The sequence below is a fragment of the Rhizobium sp. No.120 genome (assembly GCF_054558365.1).
Genome location: NZ_BAAJNQ010000012.1, coordinates 54,503 through 79,511, shown reverse-complemented (window position 1 = coordinate 79,511; position 25,009 = coordinate 54,503). Strand labels below are relative to the sequence as shown.

22 protein-coding genes are annotated in these 25,009 nt (G+C 56.8%); 11 read left to right on the top strand and 11 right to left on the bottom strand.

Annotated elements, in window-relative coordinates; all coding sequences use genetic code 11:
- Positions 1-59: 59 nt before the first annotated feature.
- On the top strand, positions 60-533 hold the full coding sequence (locus ACYJRZ_RS25385; RefSeq protein WP_459463618.1) for a MarR family winged helix-turn-helix transcriptional regulator: 474 nt from the start codon (positions 60-62) through the stop codon (positions 531-533).
- Positions 514-1,842 (top strand): alpha-amylase family protein, encoded by a 1,329-nt coding sequence (locus tag ACYJRZ_RS25380; protein ID WP_459463617.1) that lies wholly within the window; start codon positions 514-516, stop codon positions 1,840-1,842. Before ACYJRZ_RS25385 ends, ACYJRZ_RS25380 begins: the two co-directional genes overlap by 20 nt.
- Positions 1,843-2,009: 167 nt before the next feature.
- On the opposite strand, the gene ACYJRZ_RS25375 is transcribed toward ACYJRZ_RS25380, so the two are convergent.
- Genes ACYJRZ_RS25375 through ACYJRZ_RS25360 form a run of 4 tightly spaced genes read right to left on the bottom strand, consistent with a single transcriptional unit; the run spans position 2,010 to position 6,462 of the window.
- A complete protein-coding gene (locus tag ACYJRZ_RS25375) occupies positions 2,010-2,936 on the bottom strand; it encodes an HlyD family secretion protein (RefSeq protein ID WP_459463616.1) in 927 nt (308 codons plus the stop codon).
- A complete protein-coding gene (locus tag ACYJRZ_RS25370) occupies positions 2,923-3,660 on the bottom strand; it encodes an ABC transporter ATP-binding protein (protein WP_459463615.1) in 738 nt (245 codons plus the stop codon). The genes ACYJRZ_RS25375 and ACYJRZ_RS25370 overlap by 14 nt, the downstream gene beginning before the upstream one ends.
- 1 nt (position 3,661) lies before the next feature.
- Positions 3,662-4,798 carry an FtsX-like permease family protein gene (locus ACYJRZ_RS25365; protein WP_459463614.1) on the bottom strand — a complete coding sequence of 379 codons (1,137 nt, stop codon included), beginning with the start codon at positions 4,796-4,798 and terminating at the stop codon, positions 3,662-3,664.
- Between the two features lie 2 nt (positions 4,799-4,800).
- Complete coding sequence (locus tag ACYJRZ_RS25360) at positions 4,801-6,462, bottom strand: TolC family protein (protein ID WP_459463613.1); 1,662 nt, start codon at positions 6,460-6,462, stop codon at positions 4,801-4,803.
- A 363-nt stretch (positions 6,463-6,825) separates the two neighbouring features.
- Here ACYJRZ_RS25360 and ACYJRZ_RS25355 point away from each other — a divergent pair, with 363 nt between their 5' ends.
- The gene (locus ACYJRZ_RS25355) at positions 6,826-7,755 is read left to right on the top strand and encodes a GNAT family N-acetyltransferase (RefSeq protein ID WP_459463612.1); all 930 of its coding nucleotides are present in this window, start codon (positions 6,826-6,828) and stop codon (positions 7,753-7,755) included.
- A gap of 115 nt (positions 7,756-7,870) precedes the next feature.
- Here ACYJRZ_RS25355 and ACYJRZ_RS25350 read toward each other — a convergent pair whose 3' ends face one another.
- From ACYJRZ_RS25350 to ACYJRZ_RS25340, 3 genes are all read right to left on the bottom strand, one after another.
- Complete coding sequence (locus ACYJRZ_RS25350; RefSeq protein WP_459463611.1) at positions 7,871-8,704, bottom strand: carbohydrate ABC transporter permease; 834 nt, start codon at positions 8,702-8,704, stop codon at positions 7,871-7,873.
- Entirely contained in the window at positions 8,701-9,597 is an 897-nt protein-coding gene (locus ACYJRZ_RS25345; RefSeq protein ID WP_459463610.1) for a carbohydrate ABC transporter permease, read from the bottom strand. The genes ACYJRZ_RS25350 and ACYJRZ_RS25345 overlap by 4 nt, the downstream gene beginning before the upstream one ends.
- Positions 9,598-9,726: 129 nt before the next feature.
- On the bottom strand, positions 9,727-11,061 hold the full coding sequence (locus ACYJRZ_RS25340; RefSeq protein WP_459463609.1) for an extracellular solute-binding protein: 1,335 nt from the start codon (positions 11,059-11,061) through the stop codon (positions 9,727-9,729).
- Positions 11,062-11,297: 236 nt separating this feature from the next.
- On the opposite strand from ACYJRZ_RS25340, the gene ACYJRZ_RS25335 reads away from it, so the two are divergent.
- Positions 11,298-11,921 (top strand): GNAT family N-acetyltransferase, encoded by a 624-nt coding sequence (locus ACYJRZ_RS25335; RefSeq protein ID WP_459463608.1) that lies wholly within the window; start codon positions 11,298-11,300, stop codon positions 11,919-11,921.
- Positions 11,922-11,946: 25 nt separating this feature from the next.
- On the opposite strand, the gene ACYJRZ_RS25330 is transcribed toward ACYJRZ_RS25335, so the two are convergent.
- Positions 11,947-13,701: a glucosidase family protein gene (locus tag ACYJRZ_RS25330; RefSeq protein WP_459463705.1), complete on the bottom strand. Its 1,755-nt coding sequence runs from the start codon at positions 13,699-13,701 to the stop codon at positions 11,947-11,949.
- A gap of 44 nt (positions 13,702-13,745) precedes the next feature.
- On the opposite strand from ACYJRZ_RS25330, the gene ACYJRZ_RS25325 reads away from it, so the two are divergent.
- A complete protein-coding gene (locus tag ACYJRZ_RS25325; RefSeq protein WP_459463607.1) occupies positions 13,746-13,961 on the top strand; it encodes a hypothetical protein in 216 nt (71 codons plus the stop codon).
- A 114-nt stretch (positions 13,962-14,075) separates the two neighbouring features.
- Positions 14,076-15,248, top strand: a complete 1,173-nt coding sequence (locus ACYJRZ_RS25320) for an ROK family transcriptional regulator (RefSeq protein ID WP_459463606.1) — start codon at positions 14,076-14,078, stop codon at positions 15,246-15,248.
- Between the two features lie 142 nt (positions 15,249-15,390).
- Here the strand turns inward: ACYJRZ_RS25320 and ACYJRZ_RS25315 are convergent, their stop codons facing one another.
- Both ACYJRZ_RS25315 and ACYJRZ_RS25310 read right to left on the bottom strand, forming a co-directional pair.
- Complete coding sequence (locus ACYJRZ_RS25315; RefSeq protein ID WP_459463605.1) at positions 15,391-17,250, bottom strand: ABC transporter ATP-binding protein; 1,860 nt, start codon at positions 17,248-17,250, stop codon at positions 15,391-15,393.
- Between the two features lie 617 nt (positions 17,251-17,867).
- A complete protein-coding gene (locus ACYJRZ_RS25310; protein ID WP_459463604.1) occupies positions 17,868-18,275 on the bottom strand; it encodes a hypothetical protein in 408 nt (135 codons plus the stop codon).
- Positions 18,276-18,882: 607 nt separating this feature from the next.
- On the opposite strand from ACYJRZ_RS25310, the gene ACYJRZ_RS25305 reads away from it, so the two are divergent.
- The 5 genes from ACYJRZ_RS25305 to ACYJRZ_RS25285 all read left to right on the top strand — a co-directional run bounded on the left by ACYJRZ_RS25305 (position 18,883) and on the right by ACYJRZ_RS25285 (position 24,045).
- Positions 18,883-19,272: an Ivy family c-type lysozyme inhibitor gene (locus tag ACYJRZ_RS25305; RefSeq protein WP_459463603.1), complete on the top strand. Its 390-nt coding sequence runs from the start codon at positions 18,883-18,885 to the stop codon at positions 19,270-19,272.
- Between the two features lie 174 nt (positions 19,273-19,446).
- The gene (locus ACYJRZ_RS25300; protein WP_459463602.1) at positions 19,447-20,271 is read left to right on the top strand and encodes a lysozyme inhibitor LprI family protein; all 825 of its coding nucleotides are present in this window, start codon (positions 19,447-19,449) and stop codon (positions 20,269-20,271) included.
- A 28-nt stretch (positions 20,272-20,299) separates the two neighbouring features.
- Positions 20,300-20,713 carry a lysozyme inhibitor LprI family protein gene (locus ACYJRZ_RS25295; RefSeq protein ID WP_459463601.1) on the top strand — a complete coding sequence of 138 codons (414 nt, stop codon included), beginning with the start codon at positions 20,300-20,302 and terminating at the stop codon, positions 20,711-20,713.
- Positions 20,714-21,048: 335 nt separating this feature from the next.
- Complete coding sequence (locus tag ACYJRZ_RS25290) at positions 21,049-22,071, top strand: DUF4424 domain-containing protein (protein WP_459463600.1); 1,023 nt, start codon at positions 21,049-21,051, stop codon at positions 22,069-22,071.
- A gap of 72 nt (positions 22,072-22,143) precedes the next feature.
- The gene (locus ACYJRZ_RS25285) at positions 22,144-24,045 is read left to right on the top strand and encodes a DUF4344 domain-containing metallopeptidase (protein ID WP_459463599.1); all 1,902 of its coding nucleotides are present in this window, start codon (positions 22,144-22,146) and stop codon (positions 24,043-24,045) included.
- Positions 24,046-24,164: 119 nt separating this feature from the next.
- Here ACYJRZ_RS25285 and ACYJRZ_RS25280 read toward each other — a convergent pair whose 3' ends face one another.
- Positions 24,165-24,980, bottom strand: coding sequence for a hypothetical protein (locus ACYJRZ_RS25280; RefSeq protein ID WP_459463598.1), 816 nt, complete (start codon positions 24,978-24,980; stop codon positions 24,165-24,167).
- Positions 24,981-25,009: the final 29 nt, after the last annotated feature.

Here is a 25,009-nt window from a genome sequence, read left to right as displayed (position 1 = left end):
ACCTGGAAGGGCTGATAAGGAGACTCGCTTTTCCTAAATTACTACGCTATGCGTAGTATATGATAGATGATGCCGATCAGGAAGCCCTCTCTCTTCTGCGCGCCGTCCTGGCGCTTGGACGGCGGCTGCGCGGCGAGCGCCCGCAAGGCGCCGTCACGCTGCCTGCGATCAGTCTTCTGGGAACGCTTGGCCGCCTTGGACCAATGTCCGCTGTGCGACTGGCTACCGAGGAACGCCTTCAGCCTCAATCTCTTACGCGGATCGTTGCCGCTCTCGAAGGCGATGGACTGATCGAACGCCGGAGAGATCCGGCCGACCAGCGAGCGTTGATCATTGCTCTGACGGACAAGGGCAACGCGGTGCTCGCAAATGATCTGCGCGCACGTCAGGCCTGGTTGAGCGAGGCGATGTTGCGCGTGCTTTCAGAAGGCGAGCGCGCGGCTTTGATCGCGGCCACTGACATTATGCTCAAGCTCGCCTTCGATGATCAAGGCAGATCGGAGATCGATGCTCATGACGCATTGGATCGATAGTGCCATCTTCTGGCATATTTATCCCCTCGGTTTCGTCGGCGCCGAACAACAGGCCCATGCGGGTATTCATCACCGCCTGGGCCATATTGGGGATTGGCTCGACTATGCCGTAGCACTGGGGGCATCGGGTCTCCTGTTGGGACCGATCTTTGCCTCCTCGGCACACGGCTATGACACGATCGACCATTTTCGCATCGATCCCCGCCTCGGTGACGACGGCGATTTCGACCAGCTCATCACGGAGGCACGGCGACGTGGATTGAAGGTCATCCTTGATGGCGTCTTTAACCATGTCGGAAGGGATTTTCCGCATTTCCGCGCCGCCCTTGAGAACGGAACGGCCTCTCAGGAAGCGGGCTGGTTCCGCTGGCTTGGCGGCAAGGACGCCACAGGCGGTCCCGCCTACGCGACTTTCGAGGGACATCATGCCCTGGTGGCGTTGAACCACGATTCTTCGGATGTTGCCGCCTATGTCACGAACGTCATGAACCATTGGCTGGACCGCGGCGCTTCGGGGTGGCGGCTTGATGCAGCCTACGCAGTCCCTCGCCCATTCTGGAAAACGGTGTTGGCGGATGTCCGCCGGCGCCATCCCGCCGCCTACATATTCGGCGAGGTCATCCACGGCGACTACAATGGCTTCGTAACGGCGACCGGCGTCGACGCAGTGACGCAGTACGAATTGTGGAAAGCGATCTGGGGCGCGATCAATGACTGCAACCTGTTCGAATTGCAGTGGGCGCTGGAGCGCCACAATGGGTTCCTGGAGCGTTTCGTACCACACACCTTTGTCGGTAATCATGATGTCACGCGGCTGGCGAGCCGGTTAAGTGACGAACGCCACATCGCTCATGCGCTTGCGATCCTCATGACAGTTGGCGGCACGCCGGCCATCTATGCCGGTGATGAGCAGGCTTTCCGAGGTGTCAAGGAAAACCGGGCCGGCGGCGATGATGCAATCCGCCCCGTCTTTCCCGCAGGGCCCGAGGAGCTCGCTCCGTTCGGCTGGCCGATTTACCGACTTCATCAGCAGCTCATCGGGGTTCGCCGCCGCCATCCGTGGCTTGTCAGCGCTAAAAGCCGAAAAATTCACCTCACCGCCCGGCAGGCCGTCTGGGCCATGGAAGCAGACGACAAGACTATCCTCGTTGCCCTTAATCTCCGTGATGGCAACGCTATTCTCCCTGCGCCGGGCGCGAAAAACGTGCTTGCTGGAACCGCTACCATAATACCGACGGAGCTGGATCGATCTACCGCGATCAGGTTGCCCGGATACGGCTGGGCCGTGCTTTCGGCGGAGAAACAATAATCATATCGTGAAGGAGCAGGTTCCGACTTTTTCGCCGAACTGGGAGAAGTCGCTTTTGTATTCCTCCACCGGCTGATCATTGCCTTGACATTGATCAAGCCATTGCTCGGGCACTCTTTCAAGTAACATCTCGCGGAGCGCTGGAGCTCTCTTCCAGCCTTTAGGTATCATTTCAGAACTCGCACAACGACGCGCTGTCCGATCGCCAAAGGGGCATCGCGTGGAACGGTGATGATGCAGTTTGCCGTGCGTATATCACTGCGTTCTCCGGGGTTTTCCGTCGATTTCGCGTGTGTCAATACTTTGGAAACTCGGCCGACGCGGCCTGAAACGGTTTGTGTGGAACGCCCTTCGGGAATGATTTCGACAGTCATGCCGGGACCGACAAGGTTGAGATACTCTTCCGGGATGTCCGCGCGCACGATTTTCGGACCATCCGGCAACAGGACGAACATCTCGCTCATCGCCTGCGACGAAACGGCTTCGCCGGCCTTCACCGCCTGCCGTATGACGATACCATCGGCCGGCGCCTTGATCTCGCGCAGGCTCACCTCGCGTTTGGCCATTTCGAGACGTTCCCGCGCGATATTCAGGGCCGTCGCAGCGGAGTTGGTTTCGATAGCCTGCGTCTCATAGGCGTTGCGCGCATCTTCGAGTGCCTGATCGGAAACAGCTTTGCCGGCAGCGGCGCGGCGCATTCTTTCATAGCTCTTCGAAAGGTTCCTTTCCTTGATTTCGAGGAGTTTATGATGATCCTCGGCTTGGGAAACCTCCTGTTCGGCGATGCGAACCGCAGCTTCCTCCTGCCTTCTGTCGAGAAGGGCAAGAACATCACCCTTGCGCACATAAGCCCCTTCCCTTGCCGGCACGTCGGCGACGATCCCGTCACGCACGGCAGTTATTCGATAAAGACCTCCTTCGACATCGACCGTTCCGCGCGCAGCGGCGGTGATTGCCGGCACAACGCGTTCGGCAGCATCCGAGCGTTCATCCGCCTTCGGGACTCCAACCGCTGTCCAGAAAAGACCGAATATCAGGAACGAACCCAATAGGCCGGCCGCCCAAAGACGGCGTGAGCGTTTAATTTGATTCATGCCAGTACTCTCGTGTATCGGTGTTTCGCCCTGAGGCTGGTCGATGCTCAGGCAGCAATCGCCCGTCTTCCATCCTGAGGAGACGATCCGCTTTCGAAAACAGACGGCTATCGTGCGAGACGCACAGAATTGCCGTTCCCAACTGCCTGGCCGTGTCACGCAGGATCTCGACGATCCTCAACCCATTGCTGCTGTCGAGCGCGCTCGTCGGTTCATCTGCAAACAGGATGGTAGGCTCTTTGACGATGGCTCTCGCAATGGCAACGCGCTGCTTCTCGCCGCCGGACAGATGCGAGGGCCGCAGGTGCTGGCGGTGCAGCAGGCCGACACGCTCCAGCGCCGCAAGCGCTCGGGCTCGCGCTTCGGCTTCCGGCACCTTCAGGTAATCCAGTGGGACCTGAACCTGCTCAAGAGCGGAAAGTGCAGGAAATAGATTGAAGCCCTGAAAGATAAAGCCGCAGTTTCTCAGGCGAAATGCATCTCTCTGTGCGTCCGTCGAGGATGAGAGATCGGTTTCACCGGCGCGAAGCTGCCCGCTGTCGGGTTTGGTCATACCGCCGAGAGTCGCCAGAAGCGTGCTCTTGCCGCAGCCGGAAGGGCCGCTCAGGACTGCGAATTCACCGCGATACATCTCGACGGAGATATCGACGAGCGCATTTGTACGAACTCCCTGGACGCTGAAGGACTTATGGAGATTGAGAGCCGTGATAGCAGATCGCATCATATCATCTCAACAAGGAAGCGGGGTCTGCCTGACGCAGGCGATGAATCGAAAGAAGACAGGCAAGTACCGCCACGACGAGAACAACGAGCGAGGCGAGAAGGATGACGATGCCGTCAAGCACGAAAGGCACCTTATAGACTTGCGCAATGAGAGCGATGAGAAGGCTTAATACGCCGCTGATGATCAGGCCGGAAACACCCACCCAGGCCGCCTGCTCGGCAACAATGGTTCTCAACTCGCCAAAGGGCACGCCGAGAGCGCGAAGCGTGGCATATTGCGGAAGCGCGCCCGCGACAGCCGCCATGAGGGTCTGGCTGGTTATGAGCGCTCCAATGGTTGCCGCAATCAGCGTCGCAAAGATGAAGGCAATGCCGGCACCGGAATCGAAGAGCATATAGCTGGTCGACATGCTCGCAAGCCGGCCGGAAGGCCAGATCTCGAAGCGTTCGACGGAAGCGCGTTGATTGAGACGCCCGATCACTGCCGAGGGATCACCGGCAGCCTTGATATCGAACAGGAAATAGGTGGCGGCGCCATCGGTAGGCAGCGCCTGGTCGAGCACGCGTGCCGTATCCAGGGAACCGACGACATTCACGCCGCCTAGACCGCGAAGCCCGTCAATGAGACCGACCACGCGTACGGCATGACCGTTTACCTCCGCCACATCTCCGGGTTTGGTGGAGAGCTTGTCGCCATCGGATGCGTCAACGACCACAGCGCCGGGCTCGCGCAGCTGACTGCGCAATCCCGCTGGAACGACCTTGGCCAGCCCGGCACTCCCGATCTCGGTATCGATACCTATGATCGTGACGCTGACGCCACCATTGCCTCCGGTGGCGCGCCAGTCGCCGGATCCAAGCAGCAGCGGCTCGATATGAGACACAAGAGGCTCGGAATAGAGGCTCGTCAATACGCGAGCTTTCACCGTCCGCCCAAGTTCGACGCTTTGCGTGCCGGGATAACCGGCCCAGTAATCGGCAGTCGATTGTGATACATAAAGTGAATTCGCACTCACGATCCCAAGCAGAAGCGCTCCCTGGGCCGTCATGAGAAGCCCGGAAAAGGCAACGGCGGCAACCGCCGGCAGAAAGCGCCGCCATTCGTAGATAAGGGTTTTGCGCGCGATCGGAACCGGCATGACTACATCCGCCTTTCCGGCACAGGAGGTGGGGAAGCCTCTTGCGCGGTACCCGTTGCCTTGTAGAAAGCGATGAGGGCGCGAGCTTCATCTTCGATGCTGTCTGTCAGTGAGGCCCGCAGTTCCAATATGTCGAGCGCGCCTCTGATGGACTTCGATTTGTCTTCCAGGCCTTCTTGAACGAGCTTGTCGGCGCTGTTGCGCACCATCGTCGCTCGCTTCAATCTCGATCTCAGTAGCGCCGTCTTTTGCCGGGCGGCATTGACCTCACGCAACGCTCTTGAGGCTTCCTCATAGGCAACGAGAACGGCCTGCCGGTATGCCAAGCCCGCTTCCTGAAATTTGGCTTCGCTCGCCGCTACGATGTCTTTGCGCCGGCCCAGATCGAACAGCGGAATTTGGAGCGATGGGCCGCCGGAAACGCCAAACAACGAGCGTCCAATCGGGGCGCCAACCCCTATCGTGCCCGAGAGGCGCAGTTTCGGATAAAGATCGCTTTTCGCAATTCCGACCTGCGCGCCGGCCTGGGCGACCGCGAATTCGGCTCGCCGCACGTCGGGTCGTAAACGCAGCAGATCGGCGGGGCGGCCTTTCAGCAGGCTCGTTTGGGCGATTGGCTGCGGCTGAGGTTTAAGAAGGTCTGCGGCCGGTGTGGACGTTCCTTCCAGGGTTGCGATTTGCTGGATTGAAGTGGCGATCTCATTTTCCAACTCAACGAGTCTCGATCTGGCAGTGTCGATGACCGACTTCTGCAGTTGCGTGTCGGACGCCGTGGCTAGACCGACTTGTTCCCTGACGTTTGCCAGACTGGAATTCTTCTCCAACAGGCCGATCATCTCGGCAGCGTCGGCGCGACGTCTTTGAAGGGCGCGAAGATGAACGTAATTGGCGGCGATTTCCGCTGTCACTGCCAGTTTTGCCGCCGCCAGATCCTCGTAAGCAATCTGCGCGGTCAGATCGGCCGCTTTCTGGACCTGCCTGTCCTGTTCAAAAAGAGCGACCTCCCAGCTCGTCTCGAGATTCAATTGCAGTGGACGCCGCGTGAAATCATTGTTCACCCGGGGTCCGGTTGCAGCATTTGCAATTCCGGTTGCTCCCAGCTCCGGCCAATAACCGGAAAGCGCCGAATGCGCCATCGCTCTTGCCGCCGCTAGGTTCTGCTGGGCCTGCGCAACGGTAAGGTTGCTTTTTGCGGCCCGGGAAACGAGTGATGACAACATCTGGTCGTGAAATCCTTCCCACCATGGCGAAGCCTTTGTACCTCCCGGAGAGCTGCCGGGCGACGCCCCTGCATACGCAGAAGGCAGTGGTGGCGGCGCCATAGGTGGAGAAAGATCCATCGTTTGACAGGCTGGAAGAGCCAATGCCAACATCATCATCGACAGGATGATTTGCGGGCACCTGTGTCCGCGCTTCGGTATATCGGAACTGTCATTTTGACACATGCCGGGCGGTCGGCACACATTATAAGACCTGCCGATCATGATCTCGTCACTAAGCATGCTATCACTAAGCGATCCATTTCGTACCCATTGCCGCCGCGCTTTGTGCGCTGATCGCATAACGAAAAACTCAGCAACACCGCCCACTGAAATAGCCCGGCTCTGTGCAGGTTTCGTGGAGATTGCATACAGATTGAGTGAACGGCGGCGAACAACAGGCAATGCGTCGTCGCGGGCACTCCTGCCTTCAAATCAAAAGTTGCGCATGGCTCTAGCTTTTCACGGCAGTGCTGCGGCTACCGGCACAATGCGTCGAGCGAAGCAATATGGCTAGAGCGTAAAGACACTTTCGAAGCGTGAAGCATCAATTATTGCTGCCATCAAGCGCAAAACAATATGAGTATACTGCTTATCTCTTGAATATAAACAGAGATCGATTTTAATCTCTTTTATTGAATCTGGAAAATATTACTTCATTTCTTCGGATGCCCGAGTATGATATGAGAGGTACTTGGGGGATATTGCAGCCTAATTGGTCAATTAGGGGAAGAAGATTTGGACATTTCTTTTGGAGGAAACCTCAGGGTGTTGGATCCTTTGATACCGACGATATTTCACGAGCACTGGTGGCTCGATGCGGCGACGAAGGGACGGGCCGAGATATCCGAGGTGACTGAAGGTGGTCGGACGGTGGGCCGACTGCCCTATCTCAAGGAAACGAGACTTGGTCTGCATAGCATCAATATGCCGACCCTTACCCACTTTCTCGGCCCAGGCATCAACGACGGCTCCGGCAGCGAGCCGAACCGTTTCGTGAAGCGCCAGGCGATCACACGCGAGCTCATCCACAAGCTGCCGCAGTTCTCTTCATTCCGTCAGAAGCTCCACCATAATGTCAGGGATGTGCTCGCTTTCCAGGCCGAGGATTTCGAGGTGACCACTCAGTTCACCTTCGAAGTCGGTCCGGCCCCTCGGGACGTTATGTGGAAAGCCATGCGTGACAAGACCCGAAACGTCATTCGTCGCGCAGAGGAGCGTTACGGCGTCTTGAACATGATGGACCCGCAGGCATTCTTCCGCTTTTCCAGCGCCAATCTTCGAGCCAAAGGTGAGGAGCCCAATATCGACTTTGTCACCTGTATGGACATCATTACCAAGGCACTTGACCGCGGACGTGGTCATTTCCATGTCGCAGTGGATGACAAAGGTGATATTAGGGCGGCTATTTTCTGCGTATGGGACGCCCGGTCTTATTACTACATCTTATCGACCCGCTCGGCCGACAGCGGCAATGGCGCGATCCCCCTGTTGATCTGGAATGCCATGAAAAATGCCGCGTCGATGGGGTTGGTCTTCGACTTCGATGGTGTGGCCAGCACCGGTTCCATCCTGCTCTATTCCGGCTTCGGCGGCACCGTTTCTCCGCGCTATATTGTGATGAAGTCGAATGCGCTCTACCAGACTTTGCGCAAGATCCGCCGCATCAACCCGAAGATTTCAAATCATTTTCTTTAAGGGCAAACGCTGGGAGCAAGTCGAGCGATATGTTGTGAAAGCCTCGCAAAAAGCGCTCCCGCAGCTTGCTTAGCGCAAGCGTCGTTTGTTGAGGCCTTGCAGGACATTCAGAGAATTATTTTGTCGCTCCGGCCGTGAGACCTGTGATGAGTTTGCGCTGGAATAACATGTAAGCGAGAATGAGCGGGCCGATAACGATGACAGCGCCCGCCGTCAGCACCGGTGTATTGACGGTGTAGCGTCCCTGGAAAAGCAGCATGCCGATCGGCAGAGTGCGATAGTTATCGTCATTGACCAGCACAAGCGGGATAAGAAACTCGTTCCATGTCCAGATGAACAGGAACAAAGCCAGCGTCGACATCGATGGCAGCATCAGAGGTACGATAACTTTCGAAAGAATATATCGCCGGGATGCACCATCAAGAACGGCCGCTTCTATGATCTCCGATGGCAACTGCTGCATTGCGCTTGCCATAAACATCGTCGCGAAGGGCATTGACATGGCGATTTGCGGAAGGATCAACGCGGCATAGGTGTTGATAAAACCAACGTAGCGCATCTCGTAGTAGAGCGGAATGATGAAAGCTTCGGTCGGCACCATCATGCCGACAGTCAAGAAAACGAACATGGTACGTCTGAAGGGAAAACTCAGGAATGCGAAACCAAATCCAGTCAATGTACCAAGTATGATGCTGGCGATGACCACAGGGAAAACGATCAGAACCGAATTCAGGAAATAGACGTTAAAATGGCCTTCGATCCAAGCATTCGCATAATTCTCGAAATGAGGATATGTGGGCAGTACGAATGCGCCCTGGATAAGATCGGCACGGCTCTTCAGGGATGTCAGTATCAGAAGTGCAAAAGGAATGACCGTCAAAACCGCAAAGAGCCAAAGAATGATACGCGACGGCAAGACGGCACCTACTCTATGAAAATTTCGACTCACGATGCACTCCCTCCATTCACTGGCCGCACTAGCCGATGAACGGCATAATTGATTGTAAAGACCAGAATTGCACCGATGATGGCGACGGCCGAAGCATAGCCATACCGATTCAATTGGAAACCAAGCTCGTACATGTAAATATTGGGAACAAGAGTCGCGTTGGCGGGACCACCCCGGGTCATCGTAAAGATCAGGTCAAAGCTCTTGATGGAAGAAATTATCGTAAGAAGGAGTGCAATGCGTATTTCCGGCAGCAGGAGCGGCAGTGTTATGAAGAAGAAAATCCTGCTTCCTGAAGCACCGTCGACCCTCGCCGCTTCAAACAGCGAAGGGTCGATCCGTTGAATACCGGAAAGAAACAGGACCATGCAGAAACCGAAGAAATACCAGCTGGCGACGATGCCCACGGCCGGTAGGACAAAGGTGAAATCGCCAAGCCAGGGCAGAGCGATCGAACCCAAGCCAGCCAGCTTTAACGCCTGATTGATAGGACCAAAGGCTGGGTTGTAGAGCCAGTGCCAAATGATGCCAAGGACGGCGGTCGGCATGATATAAGGCAGAAACAGCAATGTGCGCAGCGCGAACTGCTCCCGCTGTCTGAGCGACCAGACTAATGTAGCAAGCAATAGGCCGACGACGATCGGGATGACGCAATAAAACACCATGAAAAGCGCATTGTTTTTCAATGCGACATAGAAAGTCTTATCCGAAAGCAATTTCGCATAATTGCCGAAGCCAATCCAATCGGGAGGGCTGATCCCATTCCACTCAGTGAAGCTGATGGCGATTGCTGCGATAATGGGACCGAGGACAAGAGCAAAATAAACCAGAAAACCTGGCAGAATATAAAGGAGATTTCTGCTGGCACTGGCATCAAGTGGTGACCGTTTCATGCACCGTCTCATAGATATGTCAGAGGTCGACTAGCGCCGCTCTGGCCGTGATGAAGATTGAGGTAGCGAAGTTTCCCGCCGCTGCTTCTTATTGAATGGAGCAGCAGCGGGAATGGCTGTGCCTGGCAATCACTTACTCTTCATGTAGGCGGCATAATCCGCATCGAGCTTGGCGATCAGCTCTTCAGGCGTTTGTTTGTTCGCAAGCAGCAGAGGCGTGTTTTCATCAAACGTCTTGAGCATGGTAGGGCTCGCCCAATCGGGATAGTGCCCCAGTGCATTGTCATCGTTCAACGATTTCCAGATCGCGATGCCCTCCTTTAGAAGCGGGGAAGCGTTAACCCCGGCATCTGCCGGAACAGGAGTGGCAGGCAGGTAGCCGGCGCGGGCCCAGGTCACGGATGCGTCCTTTGAGACCATGTAATTGATGTATTCGCCGGCAAGATCCTTCATTTTGTCGCTCTTGGCCAGGCTGGTGATCGCCCAGGCAAGATCGACACCGCCAACCGAAAGCGGATGCTTGATGCCGGCGGGCGCCGGGATCGGCATGAAATGAATATCCGGATTGTTCTGCATATCGCCGAAATACCAGGTTCCAGAAATCAGAAAGGCCCCTTGGCCGGCGACAAAAAGCTGAACGGCATCATCACCCGAGATGCCCTGGTAACCATCGGAGAAATAGCCGTTTGTTGCCCATTTCTGAGCAAGTCTCACCGATTCCAGATTACCGGGCGTATTCCAGGTTCCGCCGCGGCCGTAGATCAGATCATCGAGCGCCTTTCGATCGGATGCATCGATATGCGCCTGGCTGATCCCGGCCAGCATATGGAGCGCCAGGTGGCCCTTCGCAGTGCCAATCGTCAACGGTGGGGCACCTGCCGCCTTGACCTTATCGAGGGCTGCAAGGAAATCGTCGAAATTCTTGATCGGCAGCTCGACGCCGGCGGCTTTCAAGACCTTTTCGTTGTAATAGAGACCGACGATTTCGGCGAGCGACGAGATACCATAGGTTTCACCGACACCGAACTCGCCCTTACCCGACCATCGGTCACGCGCAAGCAGACTATCGGACTGGTTTTTATCCCAGCCATATTTCTTGAGATAAGTATCGACGGGAATGAGAAGATTTTCCTTCACCATCGCGCCCATGTCGCCGGCGCCCTGGTTGACCTTGGTCACCACCGGACCATCGCCGGATGAAACCGCAAGCTTGAGCGTAAGATTGAGATCCTGAAAGTCGCGTACGGTGTGGTCAAGCTTAACTTCGGGATGCGCCTTCTGGAAATTGGCATTGAGCTCGGTCATCACGGCAGCCCGCGACTCCGAGTCATGGTCGTCCCAGACGGTAAGCGTCTCGGCCAAGACAGCCGTCGACATGCCAAGCCCGACGAACGTGACGCCCGCCAAAATTCCTGCCTTCTTCAGAATGGATGCCGTGTTGATGGAGATGAAATCGCTAAACATTGATTGGTTCCCTCTAGCTGCGTTTTGGCAGTTCCTATCGTTTCCAACCGGCCGCCCTTGCTCGGACGAGCCGAATGTCTTGCATCGTCAGGTCTTTACTGGCCTGACGAATTTCCCTATCCTTTTCAAAAGATCAGCGGGCTTTCATCCCGCAAATGCAGTTCCTCAACCTTCCCAATTTTACCGCTGCCTGATATCAGTTCTCGCCTTGCAGCGGCCAGCAAATCGATGGTGCGATGCCTCCTAAGATCGACGATTATTTTATCCGCCCGGCCACCGAAGATGACGTTGACGCCCTCTTTCACATTTGCTTGGTGACGGCTGACGCGGGAGCCGACGCAAGCGCGCTTTACAGCAATCCGCGCCTTCCCGGTTACGTATGGGCGGTGCCCTATCTCAAATTCGCTCCGGAGTTTGCATTCGTTCTTGCCAGCCACGACCGGGTCGTCGGCTATGTTGTCGGTACGCCGGATACCGCCAGCTTCGACAAGGCGCTCGGCAGGGATTGGTGGCCGCTTGTCCGCCGCGAGATTGCCGGTCTGATACCCTGCACCGAAAAAGACGCCGATGTTCTGGAGCGAATAGCCAATCCTCGCAGCGGCACGCCGGGTCTTGAAGATACCTACCCCGCGCATCTTCACATCAACATTCTGCCGGATGCCCAATCGGGCGGATGGGGGCGGCTGATGATCAAGACCATGCTCAACGCGCTTTCGAGCCATGGCGCGCCTGGCGTCCATCTTGGCGTCAGTCCCGCAAACGAACGCGCCAAGGGATTTTACAGGCATCTCGGCTTCGAAGAACTCAGCCATAACGATCACCTTACCTTCGTTATGAAACTGAATAGGCCGGCAGCCTGAACCGAGATCTTGCCGGCATCCCTCATTATCTATTCTCCGCGTTGGCCGCTTCCAGACCATATTTGAGGACGACCGCCGCCGGCATCGCGCTCCAGCCCTGCAGCAGGGAGCCGCGCCCATAGGGCGGCGAGAAATATTCAACAGCTCCGGCCCATCCATTCGCCAGGCAGGTTTCCCACCAGCGTATGAGGGCATAGCGTGCGCCCCCCAGTCCGTGGCGTATTCTCTCTTCCGCGTAGACGCCGTCCCAATAGGGCCAATCCGATCCATTGTGATAGCGAAAGGGAAAGGCGGTCTTCGATCTTACATCACTTGCTCGCTTGAAAGGCGGATAGGCGCACAGGACGCCCCAGTCGCCATAGGGCTGCTTGGTATTGTTTCGAGCCTCCAGGACCTCTTCCATCGCCTCGAGTAAGCCAGCGGCGCGTGTCTGCGAAATCGCCCCATAACGGCAGAGCGTCAGGCTATCGAGCACGAGATGATCCTCGACAAATCCATCGGGGGTGATGAAGTCTGCGTAACCGTTCCGGCTTGGGACAAAAAGCCTGTCCTCGATTTCGGCGCGAGCTGAAGCCGCTATCTCGCGTGCCTTCTGCGCCAATGCGGGATCATGTCCGGCCCCCAGCTTGGCCACGCCATCCAATGCACCGACGAAAAGGCCGAGATTGTAGGAGACGAGGCCCTCCCGATAGACATTGTCCGCCCAATCCCTGTCGTTTCGCGGCTTCAGTGGCAAGACGCTGCCGGGACCAGCAAGAGCGAGGTATCGTTCAACGATGGCGGTCACAAGCGGCCAGTGCCGTACCGCTTCCGCCACATCCCCTGTGGCGTCCACATAGTCGACGATAAAGAGGATGAAGAAAAGCGGGCTGTCAAAATGATCGCTCCACCAATCGCCCGGGCGATTGTGATGTTCCGGAGCAGCTTTGCCACGATATTTCTCGGGATTTCGTTTGGCATCGAGAACGAAGTTCTGCCAGGCGCGCGATTGCGCCGGTCCCGTCAGTATCACGCCGCTCGGCGCCTCTCCGTCGGGCTGGATTCCGTTGGCCAAAAGTCGGATTTCATCACGCACCGCTTCCGGGGCAAGCTTCAGCAGCATTTGCATCGTCCAGTAGCCATCGCGATAATAGGTGCGCGCAGGCGCGCTGTAAGCCTGCCCCGCGGCCAGACCGCCAAACCTGCCTTTCTCATCCCGGCGGATGCTGGAAAGCGCAGCATGCGCTCCCTGCATCACCATGCTGCGCATCACGGAATCGGCATTTGGCGCGATGTCGCAGCGGGCTACATAACTCGCAGCTTCTGCGACGATAGCGTCATTTGCAAGAGCGAATGCGGCTTCTGCCTCGTCCTCGGAGGTCCCGGCAGCGATACGGATATTACCATTACCGAGCTCGACGATCATCGTCCCCCAGCCGGTCACGACGATACGGCGATTGTCGCGTTTGATGATCTTGGGCTTCGGACTATCCTTGTCAATCTCATGCCACCAAGCACAGCGACGCGCCGGATAAACACCTTCCAAATGGGCATTGCGGATCAGAAGGATGGGCCTGGATTGGGCGACAAAGATGCCACCCGCTTCGGCGATAAGTCTGTTTGGACCGTAAATGTAAGGTCCGGCAAGCCTGGAAAAACGTATGCGCCCCAGACGACCGCTTCCCCAAAGTGCGAGATCAAGATAGCCGTCGGGATGCGCATCCGCCTGCAGCCGAGGCGCCATGATCGGCAGAATGACCGGGTGGCTTGTTGTGATTTCGCCGTGGGACGTGGGAGTCATCATGGCAAATCAAGCACCTTTCACCGCGCGGTGTCGGACATGAGATGACGTATAAAAATCAGGCGGCAATACCAAGCAATCTTACCGAAATGAAGCGCTATAAAGTCCGCGGCATAGGCGAAACGAGCTCTCTCATGCGTGGACCTCGCTTTCATGACCCCTCCGCAATTTGCTTCGTCACTTGGGAAGTCTACAAATCAGCCAACGAATTTGTCAATGACATGGACAAATTAAATGATTTCGCCCAGCCAACCGACTGAGATTTACTTGCTTTTTGTGGATTTTCACTGGAAGCTGATTATTGCCGCAGCATGACATGGATGAATTAAGAAAAGGTCCCGAACTAATTAGAGGTAGAATGCGAGACCGCCATCATGCCTAATGCGACACAGACACCGATAGCGCGAAAAATCTCGACGAACTCCGTTATTCGGACCATCCTTGCCAAGGGCCCCATTTCCCGCGCGGATATTGCCAAGCAAACCGGCTTATCCAAGCAAACCATTTCCGACGTCGTTCGCAGTTTGGAGAGCAACGGCTGGCTGAAGCCGACCGGATATACCGATGGGCGTGTGGGGCGAACGGCAATAACCTATGAGCTCGACGCGAGCGCGGGCTTTGCCGCCTCTATCGATCTTGGCGGAACCAAGATCGCCGCCATCATTTGCGATCTCGTCGGAAATGTCGCCGCCGAAACCAAGGTGCCGACGAACGCACGCGGCGGGCGGCATCTGGTCGATCAATTCCAGGCCATTATTGAGGATCTTGCCCGCAGCGCCAGTATCGATCTCTCCAAATTGCGCATGATCGTGCTGGCGACGCCCGGCGTGCTCGACCCCGTCACCGGACATATCAACGTTGCACCGAACATCCCGGGTGTGGAAACGATCGACTTGCGCCGCCTCCTCAGTGACAGGATGGCAATCCCGGTCATCATTGAAAATGACGTCAATCTTGCTGCGCAAGGAGAACGATGGCGGGGGCACGGTTCGACTTCGGACAATTTTGCCTTCGTGGCACTCGGGACCGGTATCGGCATGGGTATCATTGCCAATGGTCGCCTCATGCGCGGCGCGCGGGGCGGCGCCGGCGAGATTGCCTATCTGCCTCTCGGCGGCGAGCCATTTGATCCAGGCGGTTTCACACTTGGCACGCTAGAAAGCGCCGTGGGCAGTGCGGCAATAGTGCGGCGCTATTGCGGATATGGTGGGCAAGGCAAGGCGACGGTAGCGGATCTTTTTTCGGCATTGGTGGCGGGTGAAGCCGCCGCTGTTGCCGTCATAGAGGAAACGTCACGATTGATTGCGCTCGCCATTGCCGCCATCGGTGCAACGCTCGACCCTGAACTGGTGATCATGGGCGGCAGTATCGGCGCGCGGCCCGAACTTGTCGAAGCCATTCGCAGATATCTACCACGTTGCACACCCTACCCGCCGCGCATCGAAATCAGTCAGTTTGGCAACCGGGCAGCACTCATCGGCGGCATCAGCATTGCCGTCGAACACATGCATCACGAGTTGTTCGGCGTCGATTTGCAAGATCCCTGAGATGGGCATCTTATCGCACGGATGACGCGGAAAGGCTGCCGATAACAACGATGTCTACGGATCGCTGACGACCCCTCTGGCCCCGGCAGACGTGACACCCCGGAGATGATCGGCGGTTTGCCGCTTCGCGACCTCGATTTCTCTACACGGTCGGGCTATCTTCCAGAGCCAAAAAACCTCCCGATTGCCGCCGCCACAGCCTTGCATAAAGGCCATTTTTGGCGATCAGCTCCTCATGCCTCCCTTCCTCGACGATCCGGCCTTCGTCGAGTACGATGAGGCGGTCGAGTTCGGCAATCGTTGAGAGACGATGCGCGATGGCAAGCACTGTCTTGTCGCGCATCAGATGATGAAGTTGGCCCTGGATCACCGCCTCCACCTCCGAATCGAGGGCGGAAGTCGCTTCGTCGAGTACGAGAATGGGAGCATCCTTGAGCAACACGCGGGCAATGGTGATACGCTGGCGCTGGCCGCCGGAGAGCTTGACCCCGCGCTCGCCTACGCGCGAATCATAGCCGGCACGACCCTCCTGGTCGGAAAGTCCTATGATGAAATCATGGGCGGCCGCTTGCTGGGCCGCAGTCTCGATTTCTTCGCGTCCGACTCCCGTACGGCCGTAGGCGATGTTTTCATGGATTGAGCGATGAAGCAGGGAATTATCCTGCGTTACCACGCCGATATGCCGCCGCAGGCTATCCTGGGTGACGCGCGCAATGTCCTGACCGTCGATGAGGATGCGGCCGGATTGGATCGGATAGAGACGCAGCAACAGATTGACCAATGTCGATTTGCCCGCACCGGAGGGACCGACAATGCCGATCTTTTCGCCCGGGCGGATGACGAGCGACAGATCGGTAAAGACGGGCCTGGTGCCGCCATAGCGGAAATGGACGTGATCGAAGACGATTTCGCCTCTCGGAACCGTCAGTGTGCCGGCGTCGGGCGCATCGAGCAGATCATGCGGCTTTGCAATGGTGAGCATGCTCTCCTGCACGGTCCCGATATTGTCGAAAACATCACGGATCAGGTACATCAGCCAGCCCGACATCTGGACAAGCCGCAACACCAGGGCGATGGCCGCCGCCCCGGCGCCAGCAGTCATCGTTCCATGGCTCCACAGATAAAGCGTCAAGCCGGCAGTGATGACGATCAGAATGCTGTTGAGGATCTGGAGTACCAGGCTGGCGCCGAGGATCAGCCGCATCAGGTCGAGGAAGCTGTCGTTCCAGCGCTTCAGCGAGTCGCGAACGGCGGTACGCTCGAGATCGCCGCGGGCAAAGAGCTTCACGGTCAGAATATTCGTGTAGGAATCGACGATACGGCCGGTGGTCGAGGAGCGGCCGAGGGAATTGGCCTCCGAACGCTTCAGAGCCCGCGGCACGAAATATCTGAGCAGCACAGCATAGGCTATCAGCCAGACGACAACCGGCAGCATCAACCAGATATCGACGGAACCGAAGAAACCGATCGTGACCGACGCGAAGATCAGAGCGTACCAGAGATCCCCGATTACGGCGATCACGGCCGAGCGGATGGATTGTCCCGCCTGGATGACGCGCGCCGAGAGCCTGCCGGCGAAATCATTCTGGAAATAGCTCAGCGAATGACCGAGCGTATAGATGTGATTGCGCCAGCGGATCTGATTGGTGAGCGGCGGCACCACGATCTGGTTGGTAACCACCTGCGTCACGAAAAACAGGATCGGCCGCAGCACCAGAATGATGAAGGCAGCGCCCGCAAGCGGCCAGCCATAATCCTGAAACACCGTCTGTGGAGACTGCCTGTTGAGCAGATCGACAAACCAGCCGACCATCAAATAAATAGCCGCTTCGATCCCGCTGAAGGCGAGCTCGATCAGCATAATGGCGACAAGCCATCCTTTGACCACCTTGAGATGATGCCACATGAAGCGCCACACGCCGGTTGGCGGCGTCTCGTCCTCGTTGAACGGGGCAAAAATATCGATGCGGCTTTCCAGGAAGTGAAACAGGCGAGCAAACATCAAAATAAGACCTTGGCTGAACACATCATCGGCTGAAAGCCGGCGAATTTGGGAAGAAGGCCTGGCGCGAGGCGGTTTATGGCACGCCAATCGACAGGAATAACACGTTCGTTGTCGACGTTAAGGGGTGTCAGCAATAGGCATCGATCATCTCATTCGGTGACGTTATCTTAAGTCGACGACAAGACGCCGCTGCCCATAGCATTCGCAGGGGGGCAACTCTGCCAACAGGCGCAAACTGCCGTCAGAACGCTCTGCGATATTTGATAATTCAGGCGAAACGGCAACCAAGCGAAAGACGGTAACAGGCTATGCACACGCTGATTGCCGTGCCGCGATTCGCGTTTTACTTGTGGTAAAGACCTAGCCGTATGGTCGGTCAGAAGCAAGTTACAAATCCCGGCACTGAAGCAGCAGCTGCCGAAGCCGCGTGTCCTCGGGCTTACGTTGCGCACGCAGAGATGACGTACTGCGGCTGGCAGCGAATAGGTCGGACCTCGAAATGGCGCTAATTCAGCGCGAAGACATCGACAAACAATCGGACGGGTGCGGAGCGTCAATCAGCTTACGGCTTTGCGTTCGAGCAGACGCGCTCCCATTACCCATTCGCTTCCAGCCTAGTTAGCCACTGCGGTGACGACGCGGCAGAGATTATCGCTCATGTTAGGGGCGACCTGCCCCTGCGGCACCATGAAAACCGCATCGACGCGACTGCCCTTTCCGCTTTTGCGGACGACGACACGCAACGTCTGCGGACGGCCCGAGCCGGACGTCTCCTGCTGTGCCGTCAGCGTACCGAGTTTTTTCTCGACATTCACACCCACAAAGCCTTCCGCCAGAACGGCTCTCGAGACCTTGTCGAAGGCCGCGGCGGGGCTGACGGAGGGAAACTCCATCCAGGTTTTGTAGGTCACACCGGTGACGAGAGGAACGCCGCTGCTTTGATAGTGCTGCGAACACACACTGGCGGCTGCGGGCGTGAATGAAAAGGCGACGAAGGCAGAAGCGCAGATGACCTTACGCAAGGGGAATTTCCTCTTTTGACGAATATATTGATAGATAGATTTCATGATTGCTCATGCCGCGGCCATAGCTGAGCTCTGCGGTTGCGCAACGACCTGTCAAGCGATTCCGGATAGTGTTGAAAGAGGCTTGAACCTTTGACGTTCGTTATCGGATGCCGTGCCGCGTCATAATCGCCGCGGTTTGGATGAATGGGGACAATCTCCATGGCATGCTGGCCATTCATACATCGCGACAGATGGCGACCGCCATTGCAGCTTGTGAGTTGATTACGGCTCCCGGCTGATTTCCATTTCGGCCCAGGAACATAGCAGCAAAACCCCATCGAGCAACAGGACGACCGGATCATCTTGTGCAAGGTCGTCCATAACAAGTGCACATGGGTTTGGAATTGCAGGAATCGCTTAGCGTCGGTCATTAATATCGGCTAGTGAACTGGCGCTAAACACTGCGCGACCAATACGGGCGAAAAGTCCCTTCCTTGGAACGGCAAATCTCTGCCAGACGGCTTCCGCCGCCTCGCTACCGAATTCGGCTGCCGCAGCGAGGCGGACGAATTTTGGGATCGTTGCACAGCGATAAGAATTTTGGACTAACTCTGAGGAATATATGCGCCGGCTGATACTATCTCTCGCATTTCTCGGTATGACAGGCATCGCCCATGCTGAGGATACCTACATCTACGACCTCCTGAAGAACCCGGTCCATGCCCGGTCGTGGAAGACGCTGACCTCCGCGAAAAAGACACCCGCCTGGGTGCGCGACGAGAATAGATACATTGCCGGATCTTTGAAGACCATATCCATCGATTCAGCCGATTACCAGATCAGCGTCATAGCCAAACAACATGCGACGAATGACGGGCAGGCAGCCGTCCTTTTCAACATGGACGGGACACAGGCATGGGCCGAGGTGCAGGACGACGGAAAACCGGCTCTCTATCTGGGCGAACCGTCCGTGGCCCAAAAGGCCGCACTCGATAAGGCGCTGGCGGAGTAGTTACCTCCCGCTCGAAACTCTCTTCATACAGGGCGGCAAGCGATCATATTGCGCGCATGAACGCTCGTTCGGTGCAGAAGCGTCTATAAACTGCAACCCGATCTCAAGAACCCATACGCCGGATAGCTCTGAGGAGCTATTTGCAGCCTGAAAGAACACCGAGGAGCAGACCGCATGCCCAGCCATCAACTCAAGAAGCAAATTCGGCTCGTGACGATCTGCCTGATGACGACCCTCGGCGCGAGTATGCCGGCCTGGGCGATCGACTGCACAAAGGCCAGCGACGCCATCGACAAGAGAATCTGTGGCGATGCGGGCCTGAAAGCGGCCGACACAGCCATGGGGCAGGCCTATAGCGCACTCCTCAAGACTGCGCCGGACGCCGAGGTCCGTTCAATGCTTATAAACAGCCAACGCCGCTGGGTTGCAGCCCGCAATGAATGGTTCAGCAGCAATCCTGGCGATCGCCCATTGCCGGTCAGCCAACTTCGCAAGGCCATCACAGATCGAACAGCCGGGCTTGCCGACCGATCAGACAAGGGCTTAGTTGCCCAGGCAGAGGCCCAGCGCCGATTTCTCACAAAATATACTGGCGGGGCGTTTTCCGGCTTTGACGCGAGCTGCGAATTCACTTCAGACAGCAATAAGGAAACGAGCTTTTCCTATCAGTGCACCGGCGCCGTTCACGTGCAGAACAAGGATCGAGTTTGCAGCCTGAGTGCGGAGTTCGCATCCTGGGCGCTCTACCAATATTACGGTGTCAGCACCATTGCCGCCGAGCAGGCAAAACCCGCGGCATTTTGCGGTGATCAATCGGGAGATATCTGTGAAAGTGGCAAGAACGGTAGTTGGGACCTCGACCCCGATCCCAACCACTTTCCCGTCCCTAAAAGAGACCTTCCGAAACTTGACGCCGAGGTCGACTGGCCACTGGCAGAATCCGACGCCACTTGGTTCGACCTGTGCCTGACCAGCCCGACCTATCCGCCGGCACACTAGACGATACCATTCCTGAAGGACCGCACGAATGAACATTGCAACCGCGTTCAAAACGGGTGTCGGCCGCACAATTACGGTCGGGCCAGGCTTATGCGCTCTGCTTGTCGCCGGATTGCTTTCGATGTCGACAACCGCAGTGAGTGCCGGCTTCGACTGCAAGTTTGCCAAAAGCAAGGTCGAAAAGTTGATCTGCGCCGATGCCGGCCTTTCCAGTCTGGACGAACAGATGAATGCGCTATTTGACAAGATCAGAGGAGAGACAGCCGGACGCGATGGCGAGACCGGTGATATGATCGATCCGGTCGATAAGGAGCAAACGCTCTGGCGCAAGACGGTCCGCGACAAATGCATGGACATCGGCTGCCTTAGGAAGGCCTACACGGCTCGTCTGTCTGATATGCGGAAGAACTGGGCCGAAGCACTGGAGCCGTCCGACCAATAAGCGCCTAATCTATCTCACGGACCAATCCATTGCGACCAATTACCCCTGAGTCGCTGTTCTCTCGCATATCTCGGCTGGGCGTTCACAAGCACGTTCAAAAAGAATCTGGCGCTTCCCGGCTCCGAAGCGATCCGCCGGTAGGGCGGATCATGCCGAAGGATGGTCCGCCTCCTCGCGTGCCATTACAAAAATGGACGCAAGTATACCTCTGCTGGACGCCAAGATATCTATGCAGCGGCAGCGCTCTGATAAAGCCTGCAGGCTTTGCTTGCACATCCTCGGCAACGTCGAGAGTTGAGGGCGATCAGGAATAGCCCCATTTTGAAAGATAAGTCATGCGTTTTATCCCATTTGCCCTTGGCGCCTTGATGCTCCTCCGCACACATGCCTTCGCTGACGACAGCTCGGCGACATTGGGGACCGGTGGTCTCGTTCTTCAGAAAACGGACAAGATCGCGCTCGTTTCCGAGGAGCTCTATTTATCGCCCACAGGCATTCGCATCTCCTATCGCTTCCGCAATCTGACGAATGCGGACTACGCCACGACCATTGCCTTTCCGATGCCGGCCTTTCCGGGCGGTGGGTCCAATTCCACGACCGTCGTTCCCGACCCCGCGAACGACAATTTCATGAAATTCAAGACAGTTGTCGATGGACAGCCCGTACCTTCGCAGCTGGAACAACGCGCCTTCCTCGTCGCGGATGGTCAACCGGACAAGGAAATTACGGATAAACTGAAGGCTCTCCATATATCCCTGGTGCCGACGGTAGAGGCCAGCGAAGCGACCATCAGCCACTTGTCGAACACGCAGCGCAAGGAACTGGTGGATGCCGGTTTCTTCGATGCCGGCGAAGGCGACTATACCGGACAGCCGACCACTCTTTATCCGCTTTGGACGCTGCGTTCCAAATATTGGCGGCAGCAGACCTTTCCCAAGGGAAAAGACGTCATCGTGGAACAAAGCTATATCCCGGTCCTCGGCAGCCAATCCACCCTGTCGCTGGGTTCCCCGGACATGGACAGCGACCAACTCAAACACTACCGCGACACCTTCTGCACCGATGAAGCCTTTCTGGAGGCAGCCCGCTCGCTTTACAAAAAGCTCGGCGACCCGAACCCGACCTTCCAGGCTTTCGAGCAATATCTGTCCTACGTGATCACATCCGGCGGCAATTGGGCGGGGCCGATCGGCGAGTTCAAACTGATCGTCGACAAGGGCGATCCAAAGACGCTGGTGTCCTTTTGCGGCGTCGGCGTGAGGAAGATCGGCCCGACCCAATTCGAAATGGATATCAAGAACTACACCCCCAAACGCGACATCGATGTGCTGCTGCTTAGAACCACGCCGGTTCAATAAGCCAGTCGGCCAAGGTGGCGTCCGCATGAGCCTTTCGTGACAATTCCCATTGCAAACCGGAATTCGCGCAAAATGAACTTCGCTTTGAAGCTTGATTTTTCGAAGACTGCGATCTTCGCCCTCGCCCTGGCTTCCGCCATTCCCTGTGCGGCTTGGCTACAGCCGGCATTTGCACAGCTGTCGGCACAGGGCAGACAGCTCGATCAGGCCAGCTCGGATTCGATCGAGAATGCTCTGAACATATGGGAGAAACGCCTCACCCAGGAAGGCCTGATCCTGCTCGGCTACTATACCGGTTTCGCCGATGGCAACTTCGGGCAAGCGAGCCGCAATGGCATTGCCAGCTACCAACGCGATCACAATCGTGCAGCCACCGGCATGCTGTCGCCGCTGGATGCGCTCGAATTATCCAAAGCGGCCCTTGACGTCCGCAAGCAGCTGCAGTGGCAAAGCCTTGATAATTCCAAAGCCGGCTTGACCATCTCCTATCCCGCCGGGCTGCTCACTGAACGGCAGGATAACAGTCTCGGCGGCGAGACGCTGGAAGCGAGAAACGGTTCGATTTCGTTGAAGACCGCGCGCTTCGGTAATAGCGGCACTACCCAGCTGGACAATCTGTTCCAGACCCTTTCCGCGGAGCAGGGCAGTACGATCACCTATCAGCTCAAGCGGCGAAACTGGTTCATCGTGTCAGGCAAATCGGGAAACCGGAACTTCTATTCCCGCTTCGAGCAGCGGAGCAATGAAATCCGCGGCTACGATTTGACCTGGAATGACGACAAGAACGACAAGCTGGTGCAAAATATCTCCGTGCTCATCTCCAACGGCTTCTATCCCTTTGGCGATGATTCCGCCGATGGCGAGCCCAGCTATCCGACGCTGGTAAAGCTCGCGGATCTGGCGAGCGCGAACGACAATAATAGTGAACAGACAAGTCAGAACGCCCCTTCGGACAGCTCAAGCGCGCCTGAACAGCCGCAACAAGGGCAGTCGCAGCAGGCCGACACGTCCTCCGACACGCCGACCAAGCGGTTGAGCGATGATAAGGATGGTGTGACGGAACAGAAGGACAATGCGCTGCCCCCGCCTACCGACGGCACGCTGATTACGACAGACGGCAAGGGCCTGCGTTTCGTCTATCATTATTTTCCGCCGCAGGATTCCAATTTCAACTACGCCTATCAGTGGGCTGTCGATACTCACCTGTTTTCCAACATTCCCGAAATCGACGGCCTCGACGGGCTCTTCGTCACTCCGCGCCCTCTGCATTACGTGACGCGGCAATGCGGCACCATCAACGCATTCTATAGCAAGGAAAACGGCGCGGTATTTCTCTGCTACGAGATGATCGATAGCTTGCTGCAGATGGGCCAAGCCCTGTCAAAGGGAGCTTCCGACCCCAAGGCGCTGACGATCGAGTTCGTGCGCGACAATCTGCGTTTCATTCTCCTGCACGAGTCGGGCCATGCATTGATCGACTTGCTGGATCTGCCAGCCGTCGGACGCGAAGAAGATTCCGTCGATCAGCTGGCAGCCGTCATGCTGCTTTCCCATGTCGACGACAGGGAGACCAAGAACGACATCACCCGTGTCCTGCAGCTGGCGTCGATATGGTTCAAAGTCAACAGTCAATCGACGAACACTCAAGATGTGGCGGCCTTTGCCGATGAACATTCGCTTGATGCCCAGCGCTACTTCAACCTGCTATGTATGATCTATGGGCTTGATCCGAATGATAACGGCGCAATCGTCGACAATGGGATGCTGCCCAAGGAGCGGGCGGCGCGTTGCCCCGATGAAGCCTCCAAGATCAATCGCTCCTGGGCACGATTGTTGCTGCCGCATTTCTCGCCGAGATTCGCGCCAAAGTCGGATGACGGCAATGCCAGCCAGCAGAACGCGGCTACTCCGCAGGCAACCACGGGCGGCAATCCGCTTGAATGGGACAAGAAGTCGAACCCGTTCTCCAAATGATGGGGAGATGCCGGTAGCTGGCCTCGAATGGCAGCGTCTCCTTCTGGGAGGAGGCATGACCATTTCAAACGGGGTTGATTGAGCTTGAACTTTGGAAAAAACGCGAATGGCTTTCGGCGTTATTGCGCCTTATGCCAGTTAGACCGCTCGCAGACTATATCGTAATTCGAGACCGTCGGCGTCCCGTCTCCAAAGCTGCTTACCCCTAGCTCCATATCGCCCTTGCGGTAATAGTAGCTGCAATAGGCCAAACCCGTGCCGGCGCAATCGGTCGTCTCGACGATCCCCATCTTGCGAATGCTATCGCCGAAGGGATCGGGATAGGACGGCGGCGGGCTCTGGAATGGCTGCCACCCCTTGGCGATGATCGCCTGCCGGGCTTCGGTGATGGGCTTGCCGTAGACGTTCGGTACCACCGCCTTACCGTCGCAAACCTGCTCCTCAGCCGCCAGTGGCTTCACTTCGACATTTCCACTTTCAAGCCTGATCTCGCCGATAGGCATCTGCACCAAACCGCCATCGAGAATACGCAGATGATCCTTGACCGCCGTTATCCTGCCGATCGTCAGCTTGCTGTTCTTGTCAGCATAAATCAGAGCAAACAGGTTCGAGCCGTCAAAAAGTGCGACATTGCCTTGGTCTATCGCGCAGGCCGAACCGGTCGCTTGGTCGAATTCAGCCGCAAAGCTGACGGCCTCGTACGGGCCGAATTTGGCCTCGCCGGTCACGCCCCATCCGAGATCGGAGGCAGTCTTGGCGCCTGCGCTTTTGGCCTCCGGCAATACGCCGCATGACGGCGTTCCGGAAGAGTCCGAAGCTGGCGCATCAGGCAATTTTGCGAGGCGGGTAATCTTCAATCCTGGTACTTCGGATTTCAGGGCGATCTGGTCTTTCGCGCTTGCCGGAGCGGCAAACCAACCTGCCGAGATCAGCACGGTACAAATCAGCAAGCTATGGCGTGTGG

Bases quoted from the DNA above. Each gene is read 5' to 3' on its own strand.
- ACYJRZ_RS25385 (WP_459463618.1), top strand. From the start codon at position 60: ATGATAGATGATGCCGATCAGGAAGCCCTCTCTCTTCTGCGCGCCGTC.
- ACYJRZ_RS25380 (WP_459463617.1), top strand. From the start codon at position 514: ATGACGCATTGGATCGATAGTGCCATCTTCTGGCATATTTATCCCCTC.
- ACYJRZ_RS25375 (WP_459463616.1), bottom strand. From the start codon at position 2,936: ATGAATCAAATTAAACGCTCACGCCGTCTTTGGGCGGCCGGCCTATTG.
- ACYJRZ_RS25370 (WP_459463615.1), bottom strand. From the start codon at position 3,660: ATGATGCGATCTGCTATCACGGCTCTCAATCTCCATAAGTCCTTCAGC.
- ACYJRZ_RS25365 (WP_459463614.1), bottom strand. From the start codon at position 4,798: ATGCCGGTTCCGATCGCGCGCAAAACCCTTATCTACGAATGGCGGCGC.
- ACYJRZ_RS25345 (WP_459463610.1), bottom strand. From the start codon at position 9,597: ATGAAACGGTCACCACTTGATGCCAGTGCCAGCAGAAATCTCCTTTAT.
- ACYJRZ_RS25340 (WP_459463609.1), bottom strand. From the start codon at position 11,061: ATGTTTAGCGATTTCATCTCCATCAACACGGCATCCATTCTGAAGAAG.
- ACYJRZ_RS25335 (WP_459463608.1), top strand. From the start codon at position 11,298: ATGCCTCCTAAGATCGACGATTATTTTATCCGCCCGGCCACCGAAGAT.
- ACYJRZ_RS25330 (WP_459463705.1), bottom strand. From the start codon at position 13,701: ATGACTCCCACGTCCCACGGCGAAATCACAACAAGCCACCCGGTCATT.
- ACYJRZ_RS25325 (WP_459463607.1), top strand. From the start codon at position 13,746: ATGACGTATAAAAATCAGGCGGCAATACCAAGCAATCTTACCGAAATG.
- ACYJRZ_RS25320 (WP_459463606.1), top strand. From the start codon at position 14,076: ATGCCTAATGCGACACAGACACCGATAGCGCGAAAAATCTCGACGAAC.
- ACYJRZ_RS25315 (WP_459463605.1), bottom strand. From the start codon at position 17,250: ATGTTTGCTCGCCTGTTTCACTTCCTGGAAAGCCGCATCGATATTTTT.
- ACYJRZ_RS25305 (WP_459463603.1), top strand. From the start codon at position 18,883: ATGCGCCGGCTGATACTATCTCTCGCATTTCTCGGTATGACAGGCATC.
- ACYJRZ_RS25300 (WP_459463602.1), top strand. From the start codon at position 19,447: ATGCCCAGCCATCAACTCAAGAAGCAAATTCGGCTCGTGACGATCTGC.
- ACYJRZ_RS25295 (WP_459463601.1), top strand. From the start codon at position 20,300: ATGAACATTGCAACCGCGTTCAAAACGGGTGTCGGCCGCACAATTACG.
- ACYJRZ_RS25290 (WP_459463600.1), top strand. From the start codon at position 21,049: ATGCGTTTTATCCCATTTGCCCTTGGCGCCTTGATGCTCCTCCGCACA.
- ACYJRZ_RS25285 (WP_459463599.1), top strand. From the start codon at position 22,144: ATGAACTTCGCTTTGAAGCTTGATTTTTCGAAGACTGCGATCTTCGCC.